At 71.9% G+C, this 24,181-nt stretch carries 23 protein-coding genes; 12 read left to right on the plus strand and 11 right to left on the minus strand.

Translation table 11 applies throughout. From position 1 onward, the window contains the following. Window positions 1-48: 48 nt before the first annotated feature. The gene (locus ACWD04_RS08815; RefSeq protein ID WP_451129586.1) at window positions 49-1,383 is read right to left on the minus strand and encodes an MFS transporter; all 1,335 of its coding nucleotides are present in this window, start codon (window positions 1,381-1,383) and stop codon (window positions 49-51) included. Between the two features lie 93 nt (window positions 1,384-1,476). Next, window positions 1,477-1,917 (minus strand): MarR family winged helix-turn-helix transcriptional regulator, encoded by a 441-nt coding sequence (locus tag ACWD04_RS08820; protein ID WP_451129588.1) that lies wholly within the window; start codon window positions 1,915-1,917, stop codon window positions 1,477-1,479. Window positions 1,918-2,051: 134 nt separating this feature from the next. Between ACWD04_RS08820 and ACWD04_RS08825 the strand changes: the two genes are divergently transcribed. After that, window positions 2,052-2,267: a hypothetical protein gene (locus ACWD04_RS08825; RefSeq protein WP_451129590.1), complete on the plus strand. Its 216-nt coding sequence runs from the start codon at window positions 2,052-2,054 to the stop codon at window positions 2,265-2,267. A 45-nt stretch (window positions 2,268-2,312) separates the two neighbouring features. Here ACWD04_RS08825 and ACWD04_RS08830 read toward each other — a convergent pair whose 3' ends face one another. Further along, a complete protein-coding gene (locus ACWD04_RS08830) occupies window positions 2,313-3,764 on the minus strand; it encodes an NCS2 family permease (RefSeq protein ID WP_451129592.1) in 1,452 nt (483 codons plus the stop codon). Window positions 3,765-3,937: 173 nt separating this feature from the next. On the opposite strand from ACWD04_RS08830, the gene ACWD04_RS08835 reads away from it, so the two are divergent. Further along, window positions 3,938-4,240: a DUF2530 domain-containing protein gene (locus ACWD04_RS08835; RefSeq protein WP_451129594.1), complete on the plus strand. Its 303-nt coding sequence runs from the start codon at window positions 3,938-3,940 to the stop codon at window positions 4,238-4,240. 92 nt (window positions 4,241-4,332) lie between these two features. Further along, a complete protein-coding gene (locus ACWD04_RS08840) occupies window positions 4,333-6,741 on the plus strand; it encodes an HAD-IC family P-type ATPase (protein ID WP_451129596.1) in 2,409 nt (802 codons plus the stop codon). A gap of 12 nt (window positions 6,742-6,753) precedes the next feature. Here ACWD04_RS08840 and ACWD04_RS08845 read toward each other — a convergent pair whose 3' ends face one another. The 3 genes from ACWD04_RS08845 to ACWD04_RS08855 form a co-directional block, all read right to left on the minus strand. Next, on the minus strand, window positions 6,754-7,614 hold the full coding sequence (locus ACWD04_RS08845; RefSeq protein WP_451129598.1) for a DUF5707 domain-containing protein: 861 nt from the start codon (window positions 7,612-7,614) through the stop codon (window positions 6,754-6,756). 181 nt (window positions 7,615-7,795) lie between these two features. Next, window positions 7,796-10,972 carry a sacsin N-terminal ATP-binding-like domain-containing protein gene (locus tag ACWD04_RS08850; protein ID WP_451129599.1) on the minus strand — a complete coding sequence of 1,059 codons (3,177 nt, stop codon included), beginning with the start codon at window positions 10,970-10,972 and terminating at the stop codon, window positions 7,796-7,798. Window positions 10,973-11,078: 106 nt separating this feature from the next. After that, window positions 11,079-12,014, minus strand: coding sequence for a DUF3027 domain-containing protein (locus tag ACWD04_RS08855; protein WP_451129601.1), 936 nt, complete (start codon window positions 12,012-12,014; stop codon window positions 11,079-11,081). A gap of 439 nt (window positions 12,015-12,453) precedes the next feature. On the opposite strand from ACWD04_RS08855, the gene ACWD04_RS08860 reads away from it, so the two are divergent. The 4 genes from ACWD04_RS08860 to ACWD04_RS08875 are packed head-to-tail and all read left to right on the plus strand — an operon-like array spanning window position 12,454 to window position 16,059. Next, the gene (locus ACWD04_RS08860) at window positions 12,454-13,905 is read left to right on the plus strand and encodes an MFS transporter (protein ID WP_451129603.1); all 1,452 of its coding nucleotides are present in this window, start codon (window positions 12,454-12,456) and stop codon (window positions 13,903-13,905) included. 27 nt (window positions 13,906-13,932) lie between these two features. After that, window positions 13,933-14,415, plus strand: coding sequence for a DUF2771 domain-containing protein (locus ACWD04_RS08865; RefSeq protein WP_451129605.1), 483 nt, complete (start codon window positions 13,933-13,935; stop codon window positions 14,413-14,415). Between the two features lie 47 nt (window positions 14,416-14,462). Continuing rightward, window positions 14,463-15,182, plus strand: coding sequence for a futalosine hydrolase (locus tag ACWD04_RS08870; protein ID WP_451129607.1), 720 nt, complete (start codon window positions 14,463-14,465; stop codon window positions 15,180-15,182). Beyond that, window positions 15,154-16,059, plus strand: a complete 906-nt coding sequence (locus tag ACWD04_RS08875; protein WP_451129609.1) for a 1,4-dihydroxy-6-naphthoate synthase — start codon at window positions 15,154-15,156, stop codon at window positions 16,057-16,059. The genes ACWD04_RS08870 and ACWD04_RS08875 overlap by 29 nt, the downstream gene beginning before the upstream one ends. A gap of 35 nt (window positions 16,060-16,094) precedes the next feature. On the opposite strand, the gene ACWD04_RS08880 is transcribed toward ACWD04_RS08875, so the two are convergent. After that, the gene (locus ACWD04_RS08880) at window positions 16,095-16,478 is read right to left on the minus strand and encodes a cold-shock protein (RefSeq protein ID WP_451129611.1); all 384 of its coding nucleotides are present in this window, start codon (window positions 16,476-16,478) and stop codon (window positions 16,095-16,097) included. A 164-nt stretch (window positions 16,479-16,642) separates the two neighbouring features. Here ACWD04_RS08880 and ACWD04_RS08885 point away from each other — a divergent pair, with 164 nt between their 5' ends. Further along, window positions 16,643-16,879 carry a hypothetical protein gene (locus tag ACWD04_RS08885; protein WP_451129613.1) on the plus strand — a complete coding sequence of 79 codons (237 nt, stop codon included), beginning with the start codon at window positions 16,643-16,645 and terminating at the stop codon, window positions 16,877-16,879. 6 nt (window positions 16,880-16,885) lie between these two features. Here the strand turns inward: ACWD04_RS08885 and ACWD04_RS08890 are convergent, their stop codons facing one another. Continuing rightward, on the minus strand, window positions 16,886-17,503 hold the full coding sequence (locus ACWD04_RS08890; protein WP_451129615.1) for an HAD family hydrolase: 618 nt from the start codon (window positions 17,501-17,503) through the stop codon (window positions 16,886-16,888). A gap of 186 nt (window positions 17,504-17,689) precedes the next feature. Here ACWD04_RS08890 and ACWD04_RS08895 point away from each other — a divergent pair, with 186 nt between their 5' ends. Genes ACWD04_RS08895 through ACWD04_RS08910 form a run of 4 tightly spaced genes read left to right on the plus strand, consistent with a single transcriptional unit; the run spans window position 17,690 to window position 21,645 of the window. Next, complete coding sequence (locus tag ACWD04_RS08895) at window positions 17,690-18,700, plus strand: FecCD family ABC transporter permease (RefSeq protein ID WP_451129617.1); 1,011 nt, start codon at window positions 17,690-17,692, stop codon at window positions 18,698-18,700. Beyond that, window positions 18,697-19,782, plus strand: a complete 1,086-nt coding sequence (locus ACWD04_RS08900) for a FecCD family ABC transporter permease (protein ID WP_451129619.1) — start codon at window positions 18,697-18,699, stop codon at window positions 19,780-19,782. Before ACWD04_RS08895 ends, ACWD04_RS08900 begins: the two co-directional genes overlap by 4 nt. Further along, window positions 19,779-20,669, plus strand: coding sequence for an ABC transporter ATP-binding protein (locus tag ACWD04_RS08905; protein WP_451129621.1), 891 nt, complete (start codon window positions 19,779-19,781; stop codon window positions 20,667-20,669). Before ACWD04_RS08900 ends, ACWD04_RS08905 begins: the two co-directional genes overlap by 4 nt. Window position 20,670: 1 nt before the next feature. Further along, entirely contained in the window at window positions 20,671-21,645 is a 975-nt protein-coding gene (locus ACWD04_RS08910; RefSeq protein WP_451129623.1) for an ABC transporter substrate-binding protein, read from the plus strand. A 68-nt stretch (window positions 21,646-21,713) separates the two neighbouring features. Here the strand turns inward: ACWD04_RS08910 and ACWD04_RS08915 are convergent, their stop codons facing one another. The 3 genes from ACWD04_RS08915 to ACWD04_RS08925 form a co-directional block, all read right to left on the minus strand. After that, complete coding sequence (locus ACWD04_RS08915; RefSeq protein WP_451129625.1) at window positions 21,714-22,259, minus strand: TetR/AcrR family transcriptional regulator; 546 nt, start codon at window positions 22,257-22,259, stop codon at window positions 21,714-21,716. 12 nt (window positions 22,260-22,271) lie between these two features. Further along, window positions 22,272-22,853: a sugar O-acetyltransferase gene (locus tag ACWD04_RS08920; RefSeq protein WP_451129627.1), complete on the minus strand. Its 582-nt coding sequence runs from the start codon at window positions 22,851-22,853 to the stop codon at window positions 22,272-22,274. Window positions 22,854-22,941: 88 nt separating this feature from the next. Then, on the minus strand, window positions 22,942-24,132 hold the full coding sequence (locus ACWD04_RS08925) for a hypothetical protein (protein WP_451129629.1): 1,191 nt from the start codon (window positions 24,130-24,132) through the stop codon (window positions 22,942-22,944). Window positions 24,133-24,181: the final 49 nt, after the last annotated feature.

Here is a 24,181-nt window from a genome sequence, read left to right on the forward strand (position 1 = left end):
GAACGCCGCCCCCTCCGGCGAGGAGGGGGCGGCGTAGGCGGGCAGCGCTCAGGCAGCCGTGGCCAGCTGCTCGCGCGGAACTATTCGCACGTGGGGGCGACCTGGGCGCAGGTCGACCTTCACGCGCAGGCCGCCGACACGCGTCAGCATGAAGCCGACGCCGAGCGCCGCGACCATCGAGACCGCGCCGCCGAACGCCATTCCGACGCGCGCACCGTAGACGTCACTGATCCAGCCGACGATCGGGGCGCCCACCGGCGTGCCCCCGGCGAAGACCATCATGTAGAGGCTCATCACGCGGCCCCGCATCTCCGGATCCGACGCCATCTGGACACTGGTGTTCGCGCTGATGTTGGTCGTCAGGCCGATCATGCCGATCGGCACGAGCAGCAGCGAGAACAGCCAGACGGACGGCGACAGCGACGCGACGATCTCCAGCAGACCGAACAGCGTGCCCGCGGCCACCAGCATCCGCAGCCGCGAGGAGCGGCGACGGGCGGCCAGCAGCGCCCCGGCGAGGGAGCCGGCCGCCATCAGGATGTTGAAGAAGGAGTACATCCCGGCGTCGCCGTGGAAGATCTCGTCCGCGAAGGCCGTCAGGAAGATCGGGAAGTTGAATCCGAACGTACCGACGAAACCGACCAGGACGATCGGCCAGATCAGGTCCGGTCTGCCGGACACGTAGCGCAGGCCCTCACGCAGCTGGCCCTTGGCGCGCTTGACGGTCACGGACGCGTGGAGCTCGCTGGTACGCATCATCGCCAGGCCGATGAGCGGGGCGATGAAGGACAGCCCGTTGAGCATGAACGCCCAGCCGCTGCCGACCGTCGTGATCAGGACACCCGCGACGGCGGGGCCGATGAGCCGGGCGGACTGGAAGTTCGCCGAGTTCAGGCTGACCGCGTTGCGCAGCTGCGCGGGGCCGACCATCTCGGAGACGAACGACTGGCGCGCCGGGTTGTCGACGACGGTCACCATGCCGAGGGAGAAGGCGACCAGGTAGACGTGCCAGACCTCCACGACGCCGGAGAGCGTCAGGACGGCGAGCGCGATGCCGCACAGGCCGAGCGCGGCCTGGCTGATGAGGAGCAGACGCCGCTTCGGGAGCCGGTCGGCGATGACGCCGCCGTACAGGCCGAAGAGCAGCATCGGAAGGAACTGGAGGGCCGTGGTGATGCCGACGGCGGCGGCGGACCCGGTGAGGCTCAGGACGAGCCAGTCCTGTGTGATGCGGGACATCCAGGTACCGGTGTTGGAGATCACGGCGCCTGTGGCGAACAGGCGGTAGTTACGGATCTTCAGCGACGAGAAGGTCCCGCCGGTCTTGCTCTCGTGGGTGGAAGTCGGTGCGGGGGCGGAGTCTGCTCCGGATCCCGTACTCAAAAGGATTCGCCTCCTCGGGCGTATACGGCGTTCTTGCTGACGAGGACGTGACTGCGGGGCGCCACGGGCTGTGCGCCCGCGCGCCCCGCCGGGTCACAGGTGGGCGAGCTTCTCCAGCACGGGCGCGGCGGCCCGCAGCTTCTCCCACTCGTCCTCGTCCAGGCCCTCGGCGAGGTTGGCCAGCCAGGCGTTCCGCTTGGAGCGGCTCTCGGCGAGCATGGCTTCCGCCTGCTCGGTCCGGCTGACCATCTTCTGTCGACGGTCATCGGGGTGCGCTTCCAGTCTGACCAGACCCTTGGCCTCCAGCAGCGCGACGATGCGCGTCATCGAGGGCGGCTGCACGTGCTCCCTGCGGGCCAGCTCACCGGGGGTGGCGGAACCGCAGCGGGCCAGTGTGCCGAGCACCGACATCTCGGTGGGGCTCAGCGACTCGTCGACGCGCTGGTGTTTCAGGCGCCGGCCCAGCAGCATCACGGCGGAGCGAAGGGAGCTCACGGCGGCGGCACTGTCGCCGTCGTGGATCAGGTCAGGCATGTTCCTTAGCGTAACTCATTAGCTATGCTAAATACCAGCCACTGGTACACGCGCGAGAAACTGATCACCCGAACGAGTGAGTATGGGGCGGAAAGAGCCGCGAAAAGGCCGTGGGTGCCGCGACCCTGCTTGGCATGGGATCGACAGTGCTCAGCCTGCGCATAGACGGTGAGCTGCTCGACCGGCTCCGCCGGCACGCCGCCAGACGCGGCATGAGCGTCCAGGACTACGTGGTCCGGACGCTCGTCCGCGACGATTTCGACGAGCGCTTCCACGCGTCCGTCGACGAGACGGAGAAGTTCTACGGGGCGGAGCCCCGTCACCCGGACCCGGTGGACCGGGTCACATGACGGAGATCCGCCCCGTAGGAGTGGAGGCGGTGAAGACGTCCGTGCCTACGTGAGGCCGAGCGCCGGCATCGCGTAGTAGAAGACGAAGACCGCCGACACCACGTACATGGCCGCCGGGACCTCCCGGCCGCGGCCCGCCGCCAGGCGCATCACGCTGAAGGCGATGCAGCCGATCCCGATACCGTTGGTGATCGAGTACGTGAGCGGCATCATCAGCATGGCCAGGAAGGCCGGGATGGCGAGCGTGTAGTCGCCCCAGTCCACGTCGCGCACATTGCCCGCGAGGATCATGAATCCGACCGCGATCAGCGCCGGTGTGGCCGCCTGCGAGGGGACCATCGTCGCCAGGGGCGTCAGGAGCAGCGCCACCGAGAAGAGCAGCCCGCTCACCACGCTCGCGAGCCCGGTACGGGCCCCCTCGCCGACGCCCGCCGTGGACTCCACGAAGCAGGTCGACGCGGAGGAGGAGCTCACACCCCCCGCGGCGACGGCGACACCGTCGACGAGCAGGACCTTGTTGATCCCCGGGAAGTTACCGTCCTTGTCCATCAGCTTCGCCTCGTCGCCGACGCCGAGGATGGTGCCCATCGCGTCGAAGAAGCAGGACAGCAGCACGGTGAAGACGAAGAGGATGCCGGTCAGGAGGCCGACCTTCTCGAAGCCGCCGAACAGGCTGACCTCACCGATCAGGCCGAAGTCCGGGGAGGAGACGGGATTCCCCGGCCACTCCGGGACGGTCAGCCCCCAGGCACCGTCCGGCAGGTCGGCGACCGTCTCGATGACCAGCGCGACAACCGTCATGGCGACGATGGAGAGCAGGATGGCGCCCGGCACCTTGCGGACGATCAGCGCGAGGGTCAGCAGTGTGCCGAGGACGAAGACCAGGACCGGCCAGCCGTTCAGGTGGCCGTCGCTGCCGAGCTGCAGCGGCACCGTGGTGTGCGCGGCGTCCGGGACGCGGGAGACGAAGCCCGAGTCGACCAGCCCGACCAGCAGCACGAAGAGGCCGATGCCCATCGCGATGCCCTTGCGGAGTGAGCGCGGTACGGCGTTCATCACGCGCTCACGCAGTCCGGTCGCGACCAGCAGCATCACGACGATGCCCGCCAGGACGACCATGCCCATCGCGTCCGGCCAGCTCATCCGGGGGGCGAGCTGGAGGGCGACGACGGTGTTGACGCCGAGACCGGCGGCGAGCGCGATCGGCACATTACCGATGACACCCATCAGGAGCGTGGAGAACGCGGCCGCCAGCACGGTGGCCGTGACGAGCTGGCCCCCGTCCAGCTGGTGCCCGTACATGTCCTTCGCGCTGCCGAGGATGATCGGGTTGAGCACGATGATGTACGCCATCGCGAAGAACGTGGCCAGACCGCCTCGGACCTCGCGGGCGACCGTGGACCCCCGCTCGGAGATCTTGAAGTAGCGGTCGAGCACGCCGCGAGGCTGCTGCGGCGTCGGAGGCTGATCGACCGGGTCGGTGGCCGAGGAGGACATGTGTGACCTTCAGTCGTGCGAGGGGATGAAGAGGGGCATTCTTGGATGTTCACACGAATAAATCGAGTCACCCATAAGCAGATTCAGTATGAATACATAAGTGGAAGATCGCTATCTCCGCGCGTAGATCCTTGGGCCGACCGGCCTGCCGCACCCCGGCTAGACTGGTTCGCATGGAGAAGTGGACACCGAAGCACGAGGCACCCGAGCCCCTGGAGGGCCCCGTCGTCGCCACCATCACCGGCGGCACGGTCCTCTGGTTCGTCCTCTTCCTCGTGCAGGTGCCCTTCTACGGCTGGTTCGACGACCGCGGGCACGCCTGGTGGATCTGGGTCTGCCTGGCCGGAGCCGGACTCGGCCTCATCGGCATCTGGTACGTCCGGGGACGGGACGCCGCGCTCAAGCGGGCCGCGACGCGGGCCGAGGCGGCTGTCACCGACGCCGGGCCCACGACGTCCGGCACCGCGCGTTCCTGACGTACGACCGTGGGACCGCTCCGGTCCTCCCCTGGTCGGAACTTCCGGCGCCCGGCGGGTGAATCACGCCCTGCGCCCGTACGGTCGGAATCATGACGCAGCGGGCACTCGACTCCTTCGGTGAGCAGCCGGAACCCACACAGACCCGTTCCGCGACCGCGCCGCCGGGGGGGCTGACCACCGCCGAGGTCGCGGAACGGGTCGCGCGGGGCGAGGTCAACGACGTACCGGTCCGCTCGTCCCGCTCGGTCTCCGAGATCGTCCGCGCGAACGTCCTCACCCGGTTCAACCTGCTCATCGGTGTGCTCTGGGCGATCATGCTGTCCGTCGCGCCGATCCAGGACAGCCTCTTCGGCTTCGTGATCGTCGCGAACACCGGGATCGGCATCGTCCAGGAATGGCGTGCGAAGAAGACTCTGGACAGCCTCGCGGTCATCGGCGAGGCGAAACCGACCGTGCGGCGCGACGGGACCTCCGCCGAGGTCTCCGTATCCGAGATCGTCCTCGGCGACCTGGTCGAGCTCGGCCCGGGGGACAAGGCCGTCGTGGACGGCACGGTCGCCGAGGCCGACAGCCTGGAGATCGACGAGTCGCTGCTGACCGGCGAGGCCGACCCCGTGATCAAGCGGCCCGGCGACCCGGTGATGTCCGGCAGTTTCGTCGTCGCGGGCGGCGGAGCGTTCACCGCCACCAAGGTCGGCCGCGAGGCGTACGCCGCGCAGCTCGCCGAGGAGGCGTCCCGCTTCACCCTCGTCCAGTCCGAGCTCCGCAGCGGCATCAGCACGATCCTCAAGTACGTGACGTGGATGATGGTGCCGACGGCGATCGGGCTCATCATCAGCCAGCTGGTCGTCAAGGACGACAACGTCAAGGACTCGGTCGCCCGCACGGTCGGCGGTATCGTCCCGATGATCCCCGAGGGCCTCGTCCTGCTCACCTCGGTCGCCTTCGCGATCGGGGTCATCCGGCTCGGCCGCAAGCAGTGCCTCGTGCAGGAGCTGCCCGCCATCGAGGGCCTGGCCCGGGTCGACATCGTCTGCCTGGACAAGACCGGCACCCTCACCGAGGGCGGCATGGACGTCACCGAGGTCCGCCCGCTGAACGGCTCCGACGAGAACTACGTCCGCCGCGTCCTGGGCGCCCTCGGTGCCTCCGACCCACGGCCCAACGCCAGTCTCCAGGCCATCGTCGACGCCTGCCCGGACGGCGAGCGCTGGGGCGTCACCCAGGCCGTGCCCTTCTCCTCGGCCCGCAAGTACAGCGGCGCCGCCTTCACCGAGGGCGACGGCGCCGCGTCCGCCTGGCTGCTCGGCGCCCCCGACGTACTGCTGTCCACCGACGACCCGGCCCTCGCCGAGACCGGCCACCTCAACGAACAGGGGCTGCGGGTCCTGCTGCTCGCCCGGGTGCCGGGCGAGCTGGACGCCCCGGACGCCGCCTCCGGCGCCGTACCCACCGCGCTCGTCGTCCTGGAGCAGCGGCTGCGGCCCGACGCCGGGGAGACCCTTGCCTACTTCGACGACCAGAACGTCGCCGCGAAGGTCATCTCCGGCGACAACGCCGTCTCGGTCGGCGCGGTGGCACAGAAGCTGGGCATGCCGGGTGCCGAGCACGCCGTGGACGCCCGCCGGCTTCCCGAGGGCCGTGACGCCATGGCGACGGAGATCGAGCGCAACACCGTCTTCGGCCGGGTCACCCCGCAGCAGAAGCGGGACATGGTCAAAGCCCTCCGGTCACGCGGGCACACGGTCGCGATGACCGGAGACGGGGTCAACGACGTGCTCGCGCTGAAGGACGCCGACATCGGGGTCTCGATGGGCTCGGGCTCCGAGGCGACCCGCGCGGTGGCCCAGATCGTGCTGCTGAACAACAGCTTCGCGACACTGCCGTCGGTCGTGGCGGAGGGCCGCCGGGTCATCGGCAACATCACCCGGGTCGCCACCCTGTTCCTGACCAAGACGGTCTACTCGGTGCTGCTGGCGATCCTGGTGGTCTGCTCCCAGGTGGACTACCCGTTCCTGCCGCGGCATCTGACGCTGTTGTCCACGCTGACGATCGGCGTCCCGGCGTTCTTCCTGGCGCTCGCCCCCAACAAGGAGCGGGCCCAGCCGCACTTCGTACGCCGTGTCATGCGGTACGCGATCCCGTCCGGGATCATCGCGGCGGCGGCCACCTTCACCACGTATCTGCTCGCCCGCCACCACTACGCCGGCACGGGTGCGCTGGACGCGGAGACGAGCGCGGCGACCCTCACGCTGTTCCTGGTCTCCATGTGGGTCCTGGCGATCATCGCCCGCCCGTACACGTGGTGGCGGGTCGCTCTGGTGGCGACGATGGGCCTGTGCTTCCTCATCGTGCTCGCGGTGCCCCGGCTCCAGGACTTCTTCGCGCTCAAGCTGGTGGGCACGACGATGCCCTGGGCCGCGGTGGGGATCGCGGCGGCAGCGGCGGCCTTCCTGGAACTGGCCTGGCGTGTGGTCGGCCGCCGCTTCCGCTCCTAACCGGTCAGCTGTCTACTTCACGTCGACGAAGTCACCCGCGGTCGTGACGGCCGGGGTGGTCGACGTGCCGGCGAAGCTGTAGCGCCAGTAGCCGTCCACCGAGGCCTTGGCCGTGGTCTTCAGCGCACCGGTGCTGTTCGACTTGACGGTCTTGAGGGTGGTGTAGGTGCTGCTGGTCTTCTTGCGGAACTGCAGCTTGACGGGCTGCACGGTGTAGCCCTTGTAGGTGCCGGTCTCCCAGTTGGCGCGCGAGAGCTTGCCGGTGACCGTGATGGTCTTGCCCTTCTTGACCGGCTCCGGCGCGGCGTTGACGGTCAGCTTCGAGAGGCGCTGGACACGGGCCTTGGTCTGGTAGTCGTTCCACGCGAAGTCGCTCTGATCACCCGCGAGGGCGCCCGCGGTCACGTTCCAGGTACCGGCCAGCGCGTTCTTGTACAGGTCGTAGCCGGGGAGGATCGTGATCGTCAGCTTGCAGGTGGCGGTCGTGGCACTGGAGTTCGTGCAGGTGGCAGCGTCCTCGTTCGGGACCAGCAGCCCGTCGAGTTCGGAAGACGTCCCGTGCCACAGGTCGATGTGGCCGTCGGCTATGCCCGACGGGTGGGAGGCGGTGACGGAGACGGTGATCTTCTTCGCGGCCGTGGTGCCGACGACGATGTCCTTGCCGCCGTTGATGACGACCTTCGAGATCACCGGGGTCGTCGCAGCGGCGCGGGCCGCCGCGCGAGGGGCCTTGGCGCCGGAGCCGAAGACCTCGGCGGCGGTCGGCTTGTCCAGGCTCGGAACCGCCTGGTCACTCGCCTGCGCCGCCGGAACGGCGAGAGCGGACAGAGCCAGGGCGCCGGAAACAGCGGCGACGGTGGCACGAATACGCATGTGGTCCCCTGTGGAGCAGGGGACCCGCCGGGGTGGTGCTCTCCCGGCAGGTCCCATCTGGTCGATGAGTCTGGTGACTCGCACGAACAGACAGCGAACAGGTGTGAAAGGTTGTGCTCGCTGGGTGACTTTTTCGTGAAGATCACCTACATGAAAGCTGTGAGCCCGGGCGGCGGGCCGTTCAGTCGAACCAGCGGTCCCTGGCCAGCTCCTCCGTACGGGACGGGTCCTCCAGCAGGGCCGCCACTTCGAAGCGGCGCGGCCACTGGCCGGCCGCCCAGGCGAGGCCGGCTGCCACGCCCTCCACCGTGGACGCGTGGACCACCCCGTCCGGGGTGCGGCGCCAGTCCAGCTCCACCCCACCGGCGCGCAGTTCGCCGTGCTCGACGTAGGTGTCGGGGGTCCCGGCACCGAGCAGGATCCGTACGGACTCCGGCACCTGGTGCTCCTCGCCCTCCGACGTCACCACGGCCTCGACGCTCTCGCCGAGCCGCCGCACCTGGAGCAGATCCGCCAGCTCGGCCGCCCGCGCGGGGGCCACCGGCAGCAGCGGGAGGCCGCCGGCCAGCGGCAGCAGGTCGGGGGCGTCGGCGATCACGACGTCCGCCGCGTCGGCGACCCGCACCTCGTCGTCCACGACGGCCCGCAACTCATCAGGCAGCGTGACCTGTTCCGGATCCAGCTCGGCGAGCGCCGTGTACAGCGAATGCAGCTGTACGGGACCGACGGGACGCTCCTCGTCGGCGAGCCGGCCCAGCAGCTCGGCCGCCCCGCCCGGCTCGTCCAGGAGCGCGGCCACCGATGTCCGTACGCCGAGGGCGCGCAGCACCTGTGCGTCGTCGAAACCCGTCGCGTCGGCGGAGTCGTACAGGCCTGCCAGCCGTGGGTCGCCACCCGCCGCGCGCAGCCCGGCCGGTCGGCGGCCGTCGAGCACGGGGTGATCGCGCAGCCACCATGCGGTGTAGGGCCGCACGGACTGCGTCGTACCGTCCGGGAGCAGCACCCGTACCGGCTGGGTCAGCGCGTCGCGCAGCGGTGGGCGGGCGAGCATCGCCAGTGCCTGCGGCCAGGCGTCGTCGTCGACGAGGTCGAGGTCGCGTACGGCGACGATCTCGGTGGCGACCGGCGGCACCGGGGTGTCCGGGAGCTGGTCCAGGACGTCCTCGCACCACACGTCGACGGCGTCGAGCAGACCGGCGTCGTCCGGCTCGGCGAAGTCGGTGTCGCGGGGCTCCAGTTCATCCGGGTCCAGGACCACGTCGGTGGCCCGTACGAGAGCGAAGGTGGCCAGCACCCCGCAGGCGGTCAGCGGCTGTTCGCCCCAGCGCTCGGCCAGCTCCGCGTCGCACAGAGCGAGTTCACCCTCACGCATCACCTGGGCGAACGGGCTTTCCGGCAGCACGAGTTCACCGGCAGGCGCGGGTTCGCCGTCCTCGTCGGGCAGGGCGAGCGCGCCCAGCCAGGGCTCGTCGCCGGGCGCGAGGTCGGCGTCGCGCACGAGCGTGAGGACGGTCTCGGCGAGCTCGTCGGCGTCCAGCGCGTCCTCGTCCCACACCTCGCCCGCCTCCAGCGAACCGGCGACGGCGGCCCGGACCTGCGGGGTCGTCAGGACGGCGCGGGGGGTGGCGGGCAGGGCGCCCAGCTTCTCCAGGAGGGGATGAGCGGCGTCCGGGTGGGCCACCTTCAGCCCGAGCCGTGCCAGGCGGCCGAGAACGGGGGAGGTCAGCGCGTCCGGCAGCGGCAGGAGGACCTGGCGGGGGCCGATGGTGGTGCGGGGCGTGTCCCCGGAGCCCGCGAGGGGCACGGGCAGCCCGGAGAGCCGGTCGGGGTCGACGCCGGCCAGGCTGTCGTACAGCCGCCTCCACCAGTCCGGGTCGCGCTCCAGCCCGGCCAGCCGGTCGATGGCCTCGGTCAGCGGGACACGGGCGACGCCCAGCGCGCGCAGCTCGACGCGGCGCTCCAGACCGGCGGGCAGCAGACAGGGCAGAACCTCGGCGAGGACCTGTACGGTCGCGTCACCCACGCCCTCGACCACTTCGGCCTCGACCGGCCGCAGCGCGGTCGTCCCGGGGCGCGGGGCCCCGGCTCCGTCCCAGTCGTCCCACGGGGCCGCCGCCTCGGCCGGGTCCCGGGGAGCGGCGGGCTCCAGGAAGGCGACCCGGGGCAGCCGTTCCAGGATCGCGGCGCGCAGCGCGCCGTCGAGCTGCCCCTTGCCGAGCACACCCGGTACCAGGGCGATGGTGGCCACGGAGAGGGGTTCCCAGCCGGCCAGCAGCTCGGCGTACGCGTCGGCCGCGCGCTCCACGAGGAAGTCGGTCAGCGGTCCCGGCGCGGGGTGCCGACGGGTGGTGTCGAGCGGCAGCGAGGCGATGAGCAGCGCGGGGACGCCGAGAGGTTCGTCGGTGGGGGTCGGCGCGTGCACGACGGGCGCCGTACGGGGGTGCTGGGGCGCCCCGTCCTCGTCGACGGGCACGGCCCACGTCACCGACCAGTACGGACGCAGCCGTTCCTCGACGGGCCGGTCGGCCAGCAGAGCGGGCTCCAGGGCGCCGCTGCCCGCGACGCTGCGCCAGCGGTGCAGGCCGTGCGCCGAGTCGTCGATGTGCGTGTACGGGCCGTGCTGCGAGCGGCGCAGCGTGCGTACGCCGCCGGAGGTCTCGATCACGACCTCGTCGAGGCCGGACAGCGTCAGGAGCAGCGCGTCGTCCACGCCGTCGAGGAGCCTGCCCACGAGGTCCTCGGCGACGCCGTCGCGGAGCGGCAGGACGACGACGGTGTCGTAACCGTCGGGAGCGGTGCCCTCGGCGGGCAGCGGAAGCCTGAGCAGCGGTACGTGTCCGTCGCGGCGGCGCAGCTCGTCACCGAGGCCGGGGCTGCCGACGGCCGCCTGCCGCGCGAGGTCGCGGGCCTCCGCGAGGGACCAGCGGACACCGCCGTGGCGGCCGACGACGGCGGGTTCGTCACTGACGGCCAGCACGGCGGCGAAGCCGACGCCGAAGCGGCCGACGGCCGACTCGTGGCCCTCACGTTTGGCGGAGGCCCGCAGCGTGCTCAGCGACTCGACGCCCGTCGCGTCGAGGGGCGCGCCGGTGTTGGCGGCGGCGAGGACCGTGGGGCCTTCGCCACCCGCCTCGTGCAGGGTGAGGCGCAGCCGGCCGGGGACACCGGCGCGGGCGGCGGCGTCCGCGGCGTTCTGGGCCAGCTCGACGACCAGGCGGTCGCGGTAGCCGCCCAGGGCGAGGTCCTCCTCGGCGTTGGCGTCCTCCCGGAAGCGGGCGGGGCCGGCGCCCCAGGCGTCGAGCACGCCGCGCCGCAGTCGCGCCGTCCCGAACGGATCGGCCCCCTCGGTCGCATTCATGCCCACGCTCGTACTCCGCTCTTCCGGTGACCCGTGACGCCCAGTGTGCGCCCGAAGGTACCGCGACCGGGGGGACGGTGATCACCCCCCGCCCTGGCCTGCGGAGTCAGGAGTGGCCCAGGTCCTCCGTCGAGCCGTCCGGCTGGGCCGGGACCGAGCCTGAGTCGCCCGCCGGACGCAGCGAATAGTCGTCCACCCGCATCGTGTCCATCGCATGCGGGGTCGGCTTCGGCGGCTTCGGCATGACCGCCGCCTCGGAGTGCCCCCCGCAGCCGTACGACAGGGAGACCACCCGGCCGTCCGCCGGGGCGAACTCGTTCGCGCAGACTCCGAAGGCCTGCTTCAGCGAGCCCGCCATCGGCACCAGGAACGCACAGGTGACGCAGGACGCCGGCGCCGCCTGCGCCATGGGCGTCTTCGCGCCGAACTCCTCGTCCCACCGGTCCGCCGCCAGCCGCAGCCCGTACCGGGACAGCACCCGCGCACGCCGCGTGCCGAGCTCGTCGGCGACCGCGGCGATCGAGCCGCGGCTCGTCGCGGGCGGTGCCGTGAGCTCCGCGTCCTCCACGTCGGCGAGGGCGGCCAGCTCCTGTGACACCTCGGAGACGGCACTGTTCGGCAGGGGCTCGTCCTCGCCCGTCCAGCCGGGCTCCAGGCGCGGGTCCTCCGCCTCGGTGGGCAGGAGGTCGCCGGGGCCCATGTCTCCGGGGCGCAGCCGCTCGCTCCAGGGCACCCACTCGGGGGCGAGGAGCGCGTCGGATCCGGGCAGCAGCACCGTTTCGTCAAGGGTGACGTTCTTGGCGCGGGAGGCCCTGGCGACCGTCACCGCCCAGCGCCAGCCCCGGTAGCCGGGCTCCTTGGACTCGAAGTAGTGGGTGACGACCCGGTCCCCTTCGGAGACCAGGGCCACATGTTCACCCACCACTCCTGGCGCGGCGGCTTCCTCCGCCGCCGCGCGTGCGAGGTCTACCGCCTCGGCGCACAGACGGTCAGGGGCGGGGGTACGGGCCGTACGGCTTCGCGTCGTCGTCGCAGCACTCACAGGTCTCGCTTCTCTCCATACGCCGTCTCACGAGCGCGCCAGCAGCTCCATCGATGTCCGATTTCGGCCATGACAGTTGTGAGCGGAGCGGACCTGGGGGCCGCGTCGACGTCCACACCCGTTGTGCCTGCCTCGGGCGCGCCTTCTGCCACCCATTCTGCGGGATCGCGGAGAGGCGCGCGGCCAAGAACAACCGCCGGTGGCGCGTGAGTGCACGCTACCCTCTTCGCCGCCCCACGCCCACCTGCCCGTCCCAAACAGGCGGGAACCGCCTCCGGACAGATGGTGGACCCGCCGCCGGAGAGGGCCGATTCGCCCGGGATCGGTGGTGTGTGCCGGCCGTTTCCCGGCCGTGACGACTCACCCGACGGAGCGGTCGCCGCCGCGCCCCGGCCCGATCATGGGTTCGTACGGGCAGGGGGTGGGGCACTATGACCACGTGGTTGCCGCCAGGTCGTCCGACGGATCCGGTCCGCTCCGCAGGGTGGGCCGGGCGATGGGCCGTGCCCTGCGGGCCCCGTTCACGGGCACCGCGCGGGGAATCCGGAAAGCGACCCACGCCCATGGGGCGGGCGAGTCCGGTCTCGGCAAGCTGATCGAGCTGCACGCGGTCAACGGCGCCGGTGACGTCATGATCACCGTGGCGCTCGCCTCCACGGTGTTCTTCTCCGTGCCGACGGACGAGGCACGCGGGCGCGTCGCTCTCTACCTCGCTGTGACGATGGCCCCCTTCACCCTGCTCGCCCCGGTGATCGGCCCCCTCCTGGACCGTCTGCCGCACGGCCGCCGCGCCGCGATGGCCGGCGCGATGTTCGCCCGGGCGGTGCTCGCGATCACGATGTCGGGCGCGGTGGCCACGGGCGGCCTCGAGCTCTATCCGGCGGCCCTGGGTGTCCTGGTCAGCTCGAAGGCGTACGGGGTGGTGCGCAGTGCCGTCGTGCCCCGCCTCCTGCCACCCCGCTTCTCCCTGGTGAAGGCGAATTCGCGGGTGACCCTGGCCGGGCTGCTGGCCACCGGTGTCGCGGCGCCGATCGGGGCGGGGCTCCAGAGCATCGGGTCCCCCTGGCCGCTCTACGGCGCCTGCGCGATCTTCCTCGGCGGGACCTTCCTCGCCTTCACGCTGCCCCACAAGGTCGACTCCGCGAAGGGCGAGCGCAAGGCCCGTCTCGTCGTCCCGCACGAGCAGGCGGCCCACCCGGCCCACCCGGCCCACCCGGCCGCCCCCGGCGGCAAGGCCAGGGACGGCCGGAGCGGCAGCACGAGAACCGGCAGGCGGAACGGGCGGGAGAAGCCACCGGGGCTGCGGTCCGTGGGGCCCTCCGTCCTGCACGGCCTCCAGGCGAACGCAGCGCACCGCGCGCTCTCCGGCTTCCTCATCTTCTTCCTGGCGTTCCTGCTGCGCGAGCACCCCCTGGCCGGGCAGAGCGCCGCCGTCTCCCTCGGCATCGTCGGCGTCGCGGCCGGTACCGGAAACGCCTGCGGTACGGCGGTGGGCTCCTGGCTCAGGGCACGCGGCCCCGAGGTGATCGTCGCGACGGTGCTGGGGCTCGCCCTGGGGGCCGCCGTGCTCGCGGCGGCGTTCTTCAGCACCGTCATGGTCGCCGCTCTCGCCGCGGTCGCCGGTTTCACGCAGGCCCTGTCGAAGCTGTCGCTGGACGCGATGATCCAGCGCGATGTGCCGGAGGAGGTGCGTACGTCGGCCTTCGCCCGCTCGGAGACGCTGCTCCAGATGTCCTGGGTCGTCGGCGGTGCGATCGGCATCGCGCTCCCCCTCAGCGGAGCACTCGGTATGTCCGTCGCCGCCGGGCTCCTCGCCCTCGGCGCCGCTGCCTCCGTACGGGGTCTCCTGGGGGCCGCGCGGCGCGGCTCGCCCCACCCCCGCGCGGCGTGAGCGGCGGCGACCGATAACCTTCGGCGCATGACCGTTGCGTTCTTCTCCGGTAAGGGCCGTCGAATCGGCGTCGCTCTTGGTGCCGTGTCCGCGGGACTCCTTGTCCTGTCCGCCTGCGACAAGCCGACGCCGCTCGCCACCGTGACGGTCGGCGGGGACTCGGTGAACACCGAGGCGTCCTGCTACAACGACGGCAAGGCCCTCAAGGAGTCCGAGATCCAGGGCTGCCTGAACAAGAAGGCGGAGAAGTCCGTCAAGGTCGCGATGGACGACAAGGTCCGCTTCGGCGTCGACCCCGAGGTCGCCGAAAAGGGCTGGACCCTGTTCATCAACGGCCAGCAGGCCGAGCAGGAACCCTACAAGGGGACCTACCGGTCGATTCCCGGCAGCGCCTTCTTCGCCAGCCAGACGGGCGAGAGCACGGCGGACAAGACGCAGGTCAGCATCGTCGAGACCGAGGGGCAGAAGCTCACGGGCATCTGGCACTTCCAGCTCACCAAGACGTCGTGACCTGCGTCTGACCCCTGACTGACCCTCTGACCCCGAGGACCACCGCTGTGCGGGTGCTTGTCGTGACCGCTGTCCCTGCCGAAAGGGACGCGGTCACGCGTGCTTTCGGAGGTGATCCGGAGGTCCACGAGGTGCGGGGCGCCGAGCTGCACCGGGCCGGCCCGTTCGACGTCCTCGCGGGCGGCGCGGGTCCGGCCGCCGCGGCGGCCGCCACGGCCTTCGCCCTCGCCGCCGCGCCCGCCTCGTCGCCGTACACGGCCGTCGTCTCGGCCGGCATCGGCGGCGGGTTCGCACCCGCCGCCGGCGTCGGCTCCCTCGTCGTGGCGACCGGCATCGTCGCCGCGGACCTGGGCGCGGAGACCCCGGACGGCTTCGTGCCCGTCACCGGTCTCGGATTCGGCAGGGACACCTTCCTGCCGCCCGAAACCCTCGTACGGGACGTGGTCCGGGCCACCGGCGCCGTGCCGGGCCCCGTCCTCACCGTCTCCACCGTGACCGGCAGCGCGGCCCGCACCGCCGCTCTGCTGGCCGCGCATCCCGGAGCCGTCGCCGAGGCCATGGAGGGCTTCGGCGTCGCGGAGGCCGCCGACAGGTTCGGCGTGCCGGCGCTGGAGCTCCGGGCCGTCTCGAACACCGTGGGGCCGCGCGACCGCGAGGCCTGGCGCATCGGCGAGGCCCTGGCAGCACTCACCGAGGCGTTCGGGAAGACCGCACCCGTAGTGGAAAGTTGGAACCGGCATGACCGACTCGACCGACACCGTGACTGACACCGCGCCCGGCTCCGCCGGCGCACCGCTTCCCGCGCTGCGGATCGCCTTCTCGCCGTGCCCGAACGACACCTTCGTCTTCGACGCCTGGGCGCACGGAAGGGTCCCCGGCGCGCCCGCCCTCGACGTCACCTTCGCCGACATCGACCTCACCAACGGCATGGCCGAGCGCGGCGAGCTCGACGTGCTGAAGGTGTCGTACGCCGTCCTGCCATGGGTGCTCGACGAGTACGCCCTGCTGCCGTGCGGCGGGGCGCTCGGGCGCGGCTGCGGGCCGCTCGTCCTCACTCGGGAGCCGGGCGCGGACCTGACGGGGAAGACCGTCGCCGTGCCGAGCGAGCGCTCCACGGCCTATCTGCTGTTCCGGCTGTGGGCGGCCGAGGTCGTCCCGGACGGCGTGGGCGAGATCGCCGTCATGCCGTTCGACGAGATCATGCCCGCGGTGCGGGACGGCCGGGTGGACGCCGGGCTGGTGATCCACGAGGCCCGTTTCACGTACCGGAACTACGGCCTGCACAGCCTCGCCGACATGGGCGAGCACTGGGAGTCGACCACCGGCCTGCCGATCCCGCTCGGCGCGATCATCGCCAAGCGCTCGCTGGGCGAGGAGACGCTGAACCGGCTGTCGGAGTCGATCCGTACGTCGGTGCGGATGGCCTGGGACGACCCGGAGCGTTCGCGTCCGTACGTCCTGGAACACGCCCAGGAGATGGACCCGGCCGTGGCCGACCAGCACATCGGGCTCTACGTGAACGAATTCACCGCCGACCTCGGCGAGAACGGCTACGCGGCGATCCGCGGCCTGCTGACCCGGGCGGCGGCCGAGGGCCTCGTACCGGCGCTGGCCCCGGACGCCCTCTCCGTCGCCGGGCGCTGACCGCGAGGGCCGGGCCGCGCGGGCCCGGCCGCCCGTCAGACGTCGAGCTGGTCGGCGACCGCCCTCAGCAGGCCGGCCACCTTGGCGCCCGCGGCCTTGTCGGGGTAGCGGCCCCGCTCCAGCATCGGCGTGATGTTCTCCAGCACCGTCGTCAGGTCCTGCACGATCGAGGCCAGCTCGTCCGGCTTGCGCCGCTGTGCGGCGGCGAGCGACGGTGTGGGGTCGAGGACCACAACGGAAAGGGCCTGGTCACCGCGCTGGCCCGCGACCACACCGAACTCGACGCGCTGGCCGGGCTTGAGCGCGTCGACGCCGGCCGGGAGTACGGAGGAATGGACGAAGACGTCGGCGCCGTCGTCGCGCGAAAGAAAGCCGAAGCCCTTCTCCGAATTGAACCATTTGACCTTACCCGTGGGCACGTCTGTCCTCGTCCTCGTACTCGTCGGTGCGGGAGAGCCGCGATGCGGCTCCTGATAGCAGTACAGCGGGTCCTCCGACCCGCCATCCCCCAGGCTAATGGCCCAGGGGCCGGACACAAGACGTCGCCGAATGGTTCCGCCGAGCTGGGAACTACCCTGACCGGGTGAGTACTACTCCTTCCGGCGCAGGCGACCGGCTCGTACAGGTCGGCGCGATCGTCTTCTTCATCGGCGCACTGGCCACTCTGGTCACCGTGGCCCCACTGTTCCTGGGCACCGACCCGTTCCCGTCCATCGCCTACGCGGTGTGCATGCTGATGGGTCTGGGCTTCCTCATCGCGGCCGCGGGGGTGGTGCGGTCGGTGTGGCAGAACTCCCCGAAGCGCGCCGCCGCGAGGTAGCGGCGCTCACGCCGCCGCGAAGGTCCGCAGCCACGCGGGGAACGCCGTGAGGTCCGGCAGGATCACGTCGGCTCCGGCCGCCCGCAGCTCCTCCTCGTCGCACGGGCCGGTGGTGACACCGACCGACAGGGCGCCCGCCGCGCGCGCTCCCCGGACGTCTCCGGTGTGGTCGCCGACGTAGACCCGCGCGCCGTGCTCCAGGAGCGCCTCCGCCTTGCCCTCGGCCCAGAGCCCGCCGACCAGCACGTCCGCGGCGATACCGAGGTGTGCGAGGTGCAGCTTGGCGTTCGGCTCGTACTTCGCGGTGACGACCATCGCCCGCCCGCCGAGCTCCTGGACGGCCTCGACGGCCTCCCGGGCGCCGGGGAGCGCGGTCGTCGGTGTGATCGCCGTGTCCGGGTAGATCGCGCGGTACCGGTCGCACGCCCCGGCGACCGCGTCGGCCGGGAACCAGTTCCGCATCTCGTCCTGGAGCGGCGGGCCGAGCCGGCTGACGACCAGGCCGGTGTCTATGTACACACCCGTCTCGGCGGCCAGTGTCTCGTAGGCGGCCTTGATTCCGGGCCGGGAGTCGATGAGGGTCATGTCGAGGTCGAAACCGACCGTCAGGGTGGGTGAAGGCATGGTTCCCATTGTGCCGACCTCCCCGGACCGGGTGGCCGGTCCGCCCCACAGCGCGGGGACCCACCGGCGTACGGACAAGGCAGGTCCCTGCCCGGCCGCACAGGGCACACGTAGACTTAGCCGACCCTTACCTCCTTATGTCCTGAACCGTGCACGTCCCGGCCCGCGCTCACCCGATTGGTCCCGATGGCAGCAGCCGCTCCACGCCTGTCCAGACGCGCGCTCGCGACGGCCGCCGCCCTCTTCGCGCTGCTGCTCGCCGTCCTGCTCAGCCTCGCCGTGGGTGCGCGGACCATCGCGCCGACCGTGGTCCTGGACGCCCTGCTGCACGGCGGGAACTCCGACGCCGCCGAGGTGATCCGGCAGATGCGGGTGCCGCGCACCGTGATCGGGCTGATGGTCGGTGCGGCGCTCGCCCTCGCGGGCACGGTGCTGCAGGGCATCACCCGTAACCCCATCGCGGATCCGGGGATCCTCGGGATCAGTCAGGGCGCCTCGGTGGCCGTCGTCCTGGCCATCGCGTACGCCGGGGTCCACACCCTCACCGGCTATGTGGGGTTCGCGTTCGTGGGGGCCGCCGTCGCGTCCGTCGCCGTGTACGCCATCGCCTCCCGGGGCCGCGGCGGTGCGACGCCGGTGAAACTCGCGCTGGGCGGCGCCGCGATCAACGCGCTGCTGGTGTCGGTGACCATGGCGGTGCTCACCACCGAGGCGTCGGCGCTCGACGAGTTCCGCTTCTGGCAGGTGGGCTCGATCGCCGGCCGCGAGGCGCAGGTCGCCCAGCAGATCTGGCCGTTCCTGCTGATCGGCACCGTCCTCGTGCTGTCGGTGGCGCGCGGGCTCGACGCCCTGGCGCTGGGCGAGGACGTCGCGAAGGGCCTGGGGCAGAACGTGGCGGCCGTCCGCATCGTCGGCGGCATCGGCGCCACCGTGCTCACCGGCGCGGGCGTCGCGGCGGCCGGACCGATCGCCTTCGTCGGTCTCGCGGTCCCGCACATCGCCCGCGCCATCGTGGGCGGCGACCACCGCTGGGTGCTGCCGATGGCGGCCCTCGTCGGGCCCGTGATGCTCCTGGTCTCCGATGTCGTCGGCCGGGTCCTGTTCCCGCCCGGCGAGGTCCCTGCGGGCGTGATGACGGCGCTGATCGGCGTCCCGTTCCTGGTCACCCTCGTACGCCGGAAGGCGGTGCCCGCATGAGCGCGGACACGGCAGTGCCCGCACGGACCCCGGTCCGGCCCGCCGGTTACCGTGTCGTGCGGGTCGGGAAGCGGGGCCGCTTCCTGCTCCACCGGCGGGCCGGGCTCGTCGCGGTGGCGCTCGTCGTCCTGCTGGCGGCGGTCTGTGTCGCGTACCTCTGCGTCGGCGAGAGCTTCGTGGCGCCCGCGGATGTCCTGCGGGTCGTATTCGGGCAGCCGTCCCCGGACGAACTGGTGGTGGGCACACTGCGGCTGCCCCGCATGGTCGTGGGGCTGCTCGTCGGCGCCGCGTTCGGGGTCGCCGGGGCGCTGATCCAGTCCGTCGCCCGCAACCCGCTCGCCAGCCCCGACATCATCGGCATCAGCCAGGGCGCGAGCGCGCTCACGGTCGGCGCGATGACCTTCGGCCTCACCTCGTACACCGTCCTGCCCTACCTCTCCGTCGTCGGCGGCATCGCCGCCGCGGCGCTCGTGTACCTCTTCGCCTGGCGCGGCGGGCTCCACGCGACCCGGTTCGTCCTCATCGGGATCGGCTTCGCGATCGCCCTGCGGTCGGTGACGACGCTGTTCCTGACGAAGGGCGACCACCTGGTCGCCCAGCAGGCGCAGATCTGGATGACGGGTTCGCTCAACGGCCGCGGCTGGGACGAGGCCGCCCCGATCGGCTGGGCCCTCCTGGTCCTGCTGCCCGCCGTGCTGTGGGCGGCCCGGGCGCAGCGCACCGTCTCGATGGACGACGACACCGCCACGGCACTGGGCGTACGCCTCGGGCGCGTACGGCTGGGGCTCGTCGCCCTCGGCGTGGTTTTGGCGTCGGTGGCGACGGGGACGGCCGGGCCGGTCGACTTCGTGGCGCTGCTCGCCCCGCAGATCGCCCGACGGATGACGCGTACGGCGCAGATCCCGCTGCTGTGTTCCGCGCTGCTCGGCGCCGTGACCGTCGTCTTCGCGGATCTGCTGGCCCGCAGGCTCTTCTCCCCCACCGAGCTTCCGGTGGGTGTGCTCACGGCGGCGGTCGGCGCCCCGTATCTGATCTGGCTGATCATCCGTGGCCACGGCGGCCGCACTGGAGGCACCGCATGACGACGACCCGTTCCACGGACAGCAGGACCACCCCGAGGGCGACGAGGCTCTCGGCACGCGCCCTGACCCTCGCCTACGAGGACCGCACCGTCGTGCACGAGCTGGACCTGGCCGTTCCCGACGGGTGCGTGACGGTCATCGTCGGCCCCAACGCCTGCGGCAAGTCGACGACCCTGCGGGCGCTCGGCCGGCTGCTGAAGCCGGCCGGCGGGTCGGTGCTCCTGGACGGCACGGAGCTCTCCCGCATCCCCACCCGCACGATCGCCCAGTCCGTCGGGCTGCTCCCGCAGACGCCCGTGGCACCCGAGGCGATCACCGTGTCCGACCTGGTCGCCCGGGGCCGCCAGCCGCACCAGCGCTGGTGGCAGCAGTGGTCGGACGCGGACGAGCGCGCGGTGACGGACGCCATGGAGCGTACGGACATCATCGCGCTCGGCGACCGGCCGGTGGACGAACTGTCCGGGGGCCAGCGCCAGCGCGTGTGGATCGCGATGGCGCTCGCGCAGGACACAGATCTGCTGCTGCTGGACGAGCCGACGACGTATCTCGACATCGCGCACCAGGTCGAGGTCCTGGACCTGGTGCGCAGGCTCGCCGCTCCGGCGGCGGACGGCACCCGCGGGCGGACCGTCGTCACCGTCCTGCACGACCTCAACCAGGCCGCCCGGTACGCCGACCACCTCGTCGCCATGAAGGCGGGCCGGATCGTCGCCGAGGGGCGGCCCGGGGACGTCGTCACCGCCGGACTCGTCCGCGAGGTCTTCGGCCTGGACGCCGTCGTCGTCCCGGACCCGGTCACGGGTTCGCCGCTCGTCGTACCCGGCGCGCCCTGGAGTCCGTGTCCGTCCTCCCCGTCCTCCCCGTCCTCCTCCGGAAAGGCTCTCTGACATGCCCTCCTCGTCCCGTGTACTCGTCGCCGGTTCGCTGGCCGTGACCGCCGCACTGGCCGTCACCTCCTGCGGCTCGTCGTCCGGCTCCGGCACCGACGGCTCCGCCTCCTCCTCGGATGCCAGGACGCACACGGTCGCCACGGCCATGGGCGACATCAAGGTCCCCGTCGCGCCGAAGCGGGTCGTCGTCCTGGACACCTCCGAGCTGGACTCCGCGCTCACTCTGGGCGTGAAGCCGGTCGGTGCCACGCACACCGGCACGGAGTCGGGTTACCTGAGCTACCTGCCGAAGGGCGAGGTCGCGGGCATCGAGGACGTCGGCGAGATGATGACGCCGAATCTGGAGGCCATCGCGGCGCTCCGGCCCGACCTGATCCTCACCAGCAAGATCCGGCACGGCGGCGCGTACGACGAGCTGGCGAAGATCGCACCGACGGTCATGACGGAGAACACGGGCTACCCCTGGAAGGAGAACTTCCAGGTCCACGCCAACGCGCTCGGCAAGGTCCCGGCGGCCGAGAAGGTCATCGCCGACTACGACACGCACGTCGGTGAGGTCACCGAGGCGCTGGGCGGCAAGGAGAAGGCGGCGGCCACCGAGGTCAACATGGTGCGGTTCGTCGAGGGCGCGGACATCCGCGTCTACGGCCGCCGGAACTACATCGCGACGATCCTCGCCGACGTCGGCCTCGGCCGGCCCGCGATCGTGGACAAGGCCGAGGACGGCTTCTCGTACGACGTCAGCCCGGAGGAGATCGACCAGGCGGACGCCGACGTCATCTTCCACTCGACGTACGGGGACGCGAAGAAGTCCAAGGAGACGCAGACCGTGGGCAGCGGACTGTGGAAGAACATGGCCGCGGTGAAGAACGGCAAGGTGTTCCCGGTCGAGGACGAGTTGTGGATCCAGGGCATCGGCTACACGGCGGCGGACAAGATCCTGGACGAGCTCGAGGCGGACCTCACGAAGTAGGGGCTGAAGCCTGTGGGGTGCGGTGTCAGGTCCGCACCCCACAGGCGGTTCGGGGGAGGCCCTCCGGGCTAGGCGCCGGAGGTCATCCGTAGCACCGCCAGCCGCGTCAGCTCGCGGCCCTGCGGCTCGGTGTCGAGGGACCGGTGCAGGGCGAGCCCTTCGATCAGCGCGTCCAGCTGACGGGCGGTGTCCGGGTCGAAGTGCTGCTCCAGCAGCCGCCGGCTGCGGTTCATCCACGCGTGCGTGAGCTCGCGGTACTCGTCGCGCCGGGCCGCCAGCGTGTAGAGCTCCTGGGTGAGGACGAGATCCCGGCGGGGCCCCTCCGAGAGCACATGGATGAGGTCGGTGACGGCCTCACGGGCCTGCTCAGGGGTGTCGGCCCGGCCCAGGTACAGCTCGAAGACGGCCACGATGTGGTCGGCGAAGCGGGTGAAGGCCTCCCGCAGCAGGTCGTCGATGCCACCGAAGTGATACGTCATCGAGCCCAGCGGGACATCGGCGCGGCCGGCGATCTTGCGGTGGGAGACACCGGCGACACCCTCCTCCGCGATGTGGTCGAGCGTGGCGGCGAGGATGCGCTCGCGCCGCTGCGGATCCGTGCGTCCGGTGGCCATGGGGCGGGGCGGTCAGACGCTGCGGACTACGCGGGCGGGGTTGCCCACGGCGACGACGTCGGCGGGGATGTCCTTCGTGACCACGGCGCCCGCGCCGATCACGGAGTTGTCGCCGATGGTCACCCCGGGGCACACGATGACTCCGCCACCGAGCCAGACGTTGTCACCGATGGTGATGGGGAGCGCGGCTTCCAGCTTCTCCCGGCGGGGGCCCGGCTCCACGGGGTGGGTCGGGGTGAGGAGCTGGACGCCGGGGCCGATCTGGCAGTCCTCGCCGATGGTGATGCGCGCGACGTCCAGCGCGGTCAGGTGGTAGTTGACGAAGGTGCGGGCGCCGATGGTGATGTTGCTGCCGTAGTCGACGAACAGCGGCGGCCTCAGCTCGACGCCTTCGCCCACGGAGTCCAGCAGCTCGGTCAGGAGTGCCCGGGCCGCGTCGGCATCCTCGGTGTAGGCGGCCTGGAAGCGGGCCGCGAGGCGCATCGCCCGCTGCTGGCGGCGGGCGATCTCCGGATCGTCGGCGACGTAGAGGTCGCCCGCGAGCATGCGCTCGAGGTTGGTGCGCGGATCGTTGGCGAAGTAGTCCGTCGGCATGCGTACGATCGTACCCCCTCAGAATGTACGAACGTACATTCCCGTTCGGCGCCGCCCCTCACCCCGCCGGCCCGCGTGCCGCCGCCTCCTACCCCGTCAGTCTGCGCGCCCGCCACACCAGATACAGCGCCGACGCCACCGCCGCCACCCGCACGACCACGGGCCAGACGTCCGTCATCGCGTCGCCCATCGCATCCGCGGCGAGGGGTTCGCCCCAGCGGCCCTCCATGCGCCCCCACAGCCAGACGAAGGCCCCGGCCACGACCACGCCCGGCAGTCCCAGCGCGACCCACTTCGCCTCCGCCCGGGAGAACTTGCGCGAGCTGTACGCCAGCAGCCAGCCTCCCGCGAGCGCCAGCCACGACCCGAGCACGGCGCCGGCCACCAGCAGCGCGGCGGCCAGCAGCAACAGCGGGTTCGAGAGCCGGGGCCGCACGGCCGCCCCGTCGCCCTCGGCGGCCCGCCTGGGGCGGGGCAGCCGCAGCTTCCGCCGGGGCCGGCGCACCGGCGGCGGTACGGCCTCCTGCTCGCCCCCCGCCGGCCCGGGCTCCTCCGCCTCCACCGGGGCGCGCGGCGCCGGGGCCTTCGGGGCGCTCGGCCTCCCGAACAGCTCCGGGCTCTCCAGTCCGCCCGTGAACCCCGGCACGGCCGTGCCGAAGCCCAGGGCTCCCGGCCCGCCCGGCTCGCCCTGTCCGCCTTCGCCGAAGGGCCCCGGATCGATCCGCCACCACTCGGGCTCGTCTCCGGACGGGGCCTGGTCCAGGCCCGCCATGTGCGGCGCGGACGCCGACGGCCAGTCGGGGGCCGGTTCCAGGGGCACCGGTTCTCCGGGGCCGGGCTCGGCGCTTGCGACCTCCGGGCTCCGGGTCTCCGCGCGGCGGGTCTTCCTGGCTTTTTTGGCCTCCTTGGCCTCCTTGGCCTCCGGCGACGCGCCCTTGCGCGACACGTCTTTCCGCAGCACTCCCCGCCGCGCCCGGGGCGCCCCGCGCGAGCCTGCTTCGCCCGTGGACGTATCCGGCCGGGGCGACGGCAGCGGCACCGCACCATCGCCCGACTCGGCGGCAGCGGCCACGAGTTCGCCGGGTGCGCCGAGCCTGCCGATGATGCGCCGGACCACCGCCGCAGAGTCCGAGCCGTCCGTGCCGCGCTGCCGGTCGATCTCGCCCCGCAGCGTCGCGACGAGTCTCATCCGGGCGCCCGAGGACAGCTGTTGCTGCTGCGCCAGGTCACCGACCCGGCTGAGATAGTCGTAGACCAGCTGGTCGCTCTCGATGCCCACGCGATCGTTCTCCCTCCACCCGCCCTGCCTCGACCGTAGCGTTCCAGGG

The organism is Streptomyces sp. NPDC002911 (genome assembly GCF_053591835.1).